At 74.6% G+C, this 3,678-nt stretch carries 2 protein-coding genes; both read left to right on the top strand.

The window, feature by feature from the left end; all coding sequences use genetic code 11:
• Window positions 1–192: response regulator transcription factor (locus AOK23_RS40655; RefSeq protein ID WP_169800383.1), on the top strand; the 192-nt coding region annotated here is incomplete at its 5' end.
• A gap of 317 nt (window positions 193–509) precedes the next feature.
• Window positions 510–3,371, top strand: coding sequence for a helix-turn-helix transcriptional regulator (locus tag AOK23_RS40650; protein WP_055717439.1), 2,862 nt, complete (start codon window positions 510–512; stop codon window positions 3,369–3,371).
• Window positions 3,372–3,678 lie beyond the last annotated feature (307 nt).

Below are 3,678 nucleotides of genomic sequence, written 5' to 3'. Positions count from 1 at the left end.
GCCCTCACCCCCCGCGAGCTGGACGTCCTGTCCTGCGTGGCGCTCGGCGCGACCAACGCCGCCACCGCCGGCCGCCTCGGCCTGCGCCCCGAGACGGTCAAGGGCTACCTCCGCTCCGCCATGCGCAAGCTGGAGGCCCACACCCGCCTGGAGGCGGTGGTGGCGGCCCGCCGAGCGGGGTTGCTGCCGTAGGACTCCGCCGGCGCCCGCCGCGTGCCGGGTCGGAGGGAGGATGGTGGTGGGGCGGCGTCCACCGTCGGCCCTCACGGGCGGACGGAGGCCGTTGTCGGCCCTCGTGGGGCCGAGCCGAGTCGATCATGGCCGGCGCGCATCGGTCGCGCGGGGCGGTGAGGGACGGCCGGGCGGTGGTTCGGGATTCATGTTTCGGGCGTGTGAAATTCCTTATGCCGTACCCTTCCTGTTATTTCCCTCACCACGCTGCGTTCCGAAATTCAAGGACTGGTTGCCTAATATTGGCCCGGACACGACACAGAGGGGAGCGGTGGCCCGTGCATCGGGACTTCAAGGAGCCTGGGAGACCCCGCCCCGACCTGGTCATAGGCAGGGAGGAGCTGTTCACCGCGGCGCGGGAGCAGCTCGCGCGCGGCGGCAGCGTCCTCGTGCACGGCTCGGCCGGTATCGGTAAATCGACCGTCCTGCGCGCGCTGGCCGCTGAATACGACACGACGGCCCGTACGGTCCTGCGGTGCTCGGCGACCGAGTCCGAGTCGCACCTGCCGTTCCTCGCCCTGACCGATCTGCTGGGCCTCGTCGTCGACGAGGTCTCCGACCAGTTGCCCGCCCCCCAGCGCACCGCCCTGGAATCGGCGCTCACCGGACGTGGCGAGTCCACGCTCCAGCGTGACGGTCTGGCCTTGCGTCTCGCCGTTCTGTCGACCCTGCGCGCCCTGGCCGCCAAGGGCCCCGTCCTGATCGTCGCGGACGACCTCCAGTGGCTGGATCCGGCCAGTGTCGAGCTGCTCGGGTTCGCCGCCCGCCGCCTCGGCGAGATGCCGGTCCGCATGCTGTGCGCCGTCCGCACCTCGACGGACCCCCATGGCCACGAGCAGGACAGGTATCTACGCGCGTCCCCGTCGGACACCCTGGCCCTCAGGGTCAACCCGCTGTCCCGGGCGCACGTCGCCGAGCTGCTGGAGAACCGCGGCTACACCGGTCTGCCCCGCTCCACCGTGCGGGACATCCACCGCACCAGCGGCGGCAACCCCCTGTTCGCGCTGGAGCTGGGCCGCGCCCTCGCCGACAGCCCCACCCCGCCCCGTCCGGGCGAGCCGCTGCCGGTGCCGACCTCGCTGCGGACCCTCGTACTGAACCGGCTGGACATGCTCCCGGCGGAGGCCCGCCGCACCCTGCTCGTCGCCAGCGCGGGCGCCCGGCCCACCCTGGCCCTGCTGCGCGCCGCCGGGCGGGAGAACGCCGAGGCGGAGACGGCGCGGGCCGTCGAGCTGGGCCTGCTGGCACCGGAGCGGGAGAGCCCCGGCGTGCGCTTCGCCCACCCCCTGGTGTCGGCCGCCCTGTACGCGGAGGCCACCGCCCAGGAGCGGCGGGCCGCCCACGCCGCGCTGTCCACGGCCGCCGTCGACCCCATCGAGCGGGCCCGGCATCTGGCGCTGGCCACGACCGGCGCCGATCCGCAGGTCGCCGCTCGGCTCGGTGAGGCCGCCGCGGTGGCCCGGGACCGGGGCGCGCCCTCGGTCGCCGCCGAGCTGGGTCTGCTCGCGGCCCGGCACACCCCGGCCGACGCGGCGCCGTCGCCGGACGAGCGACGGCTCCAGGCCGCCGAGGACGCGCTGACCGCCGGCGAGAACGACCTCGCCCGGGACATCGCCCGCGAGGTGCTGAGCCGGGCCACCGAGCCCGCCGAACGCGTCCGCGCCTGGATGGTGGTGATCGAGGCGGCCGGCCAGTCGATCGCCGAGGTCGACGCCGTGTATCCGCAGGCCCTCGCCGACGCGGGCGACGACCCCCGGCTGCTCGCCCTGGTCCACTACCAGCTGGCCTGGCGGGCACTGGTCATCGACGGCGACTTCGCGGCGGGCCGCGAGGAGGCCGCGCGCTCCGCGGAACTGGCCGCGAGGGCCGGGGACCGCCGTACCGAGCTGCTCGCGCTCGCCCACCAGGCGCAGGTCGAGACGTTGATGGGGCACCCGGACGCGCCCGCGACGATCAAGAAGGCGCTGAAGGAGCCGCAGGATCCGCAGCTGGCCTGTCACCACAACGGGGCGGGCGCGACCCGCTTCCGCTGGCTGATGATGAGCGACCAGTTCGGCGACGCCCGGGCCACGGCCACCGCGCTGCTGCGCGAGGTGCGGCGCCGCGGCATGGTCGAGAGCGAGGTGCACTACGTGCGCTTCCTCGCCGAGATCGAACTGCGCACCGGGCACTGCGGCCGGGCCCTCGACCTCGCCCGTGAGGGGTACGGGCTCGCCCGCGACTCCGGCATAGGCGAGGGCGCCTCCGCCATGCTCACCTCGCTCGCCGAGGCCGCCGGCGGCGATGTGGAGCGGGCGCAGGCACTGGCCCGGGAGGCCGCCGAGCACGCCGAGCAGGACGGCGACCTGATGTACCTCTCGCGCGCCCTGGGTGCCCTCGGCCACGCCCAGTTGGTGTCCGGGGACGCGGCGGGCACCGTGCAGTCGCTGCGCCGGGTACGGGAGTTGGAGGAGGGGCTGGGGGTCACCGACCCGGCCCGCGGCCGCTGGCAGGCCGATCTCGCCGAGGCACTGGTGCGGGTCGGGGAGATCGCCGAGGCGCAGGACGTCATCGACGTCACCCGGCAGCGGGCGATGCGTCTGGGCCGCGAGAGCATCCTCGCGGTCCTCGACCGGGCCGAGGCCCTCGTCCGTGCGGCGCGCGGTGAACACGACGCCGCCGTACGGCAGTTGACGTCGGCTCAGGACCGGCTGGCCAAGCTGGGCTGCGGACTGGAGGAGGCGCGGGCCGCGTACGCCCTGGCGCGTCTGCGCGCCATGCCCCAGGCGCTCGGTGTCGCTCCGCGCCCAGGCGTGGCCTCCGTGCCCGGTCCAGCCGCTTACGACGAGGCGTCCCGGCTGTTCCGCCGCTGCCGCGCCCTGCCGTGGCTGCGTCAGGTCGAGCAGATCTCGGCCGCCCCGGCGCCCGTGCCGCAGCCCGCGATCGCCCCGTCGGCGCTGGACGCCCTCGCCGGGCTCGCGGCGACGGAACGGCAGGTCGCCGAGCTGGTGATGGAGGGCGCCACCAACCGGGAGATCGCCGGGAAGCTGTACATCAGCGTGAAGACGGTCGAGGCGACGCTCACACGCGTCTACCGGAAGCTGGGGATCCGGTCGCGTGTGGACATCGTGCGACTGGCGGCGGGACACCGTACGAACTGACCTCCCCGGGACCGGTGTACGACCCCTCCCGGGGACCCGTGCGCGAAGGCTTCACGTCGGCCCTGACGCGACCCTGCCCTGGCCGGGGCCGGTCCGGCCCGCCCTGGTCTGAAGCCCTTCCGGCTCCAGCCTAGGCTCACACCACGCCCCGGGTCATCGAGGGTTTTCCCTCCCCAACTCCCTTAGGGGGATCCCCCATTGGGGGGCGTTCACAACCGGTCATACGTTTTACGCCGTGCCGCACGCCAGGGCACACAGACCGGCCCACCGCCCCCGCTCGGCTCCCCCGAGCGGGGGCGGTGGGCCG

It is taken from the genome of Streptomyces torulosus (assembly GCF_001419765.1).
Lineage (GTDB): Bacteria > Actinomycetota > Actinomycetes > Streptomycetales > Streptomycetaceae > Streptomyces > Streptomyces torulosus.
The sequence above is the reverse complement of the archived record's forward strand: the minus strand, read 5'-3'. Positions and strand labels throughout refer to the sequence as shown.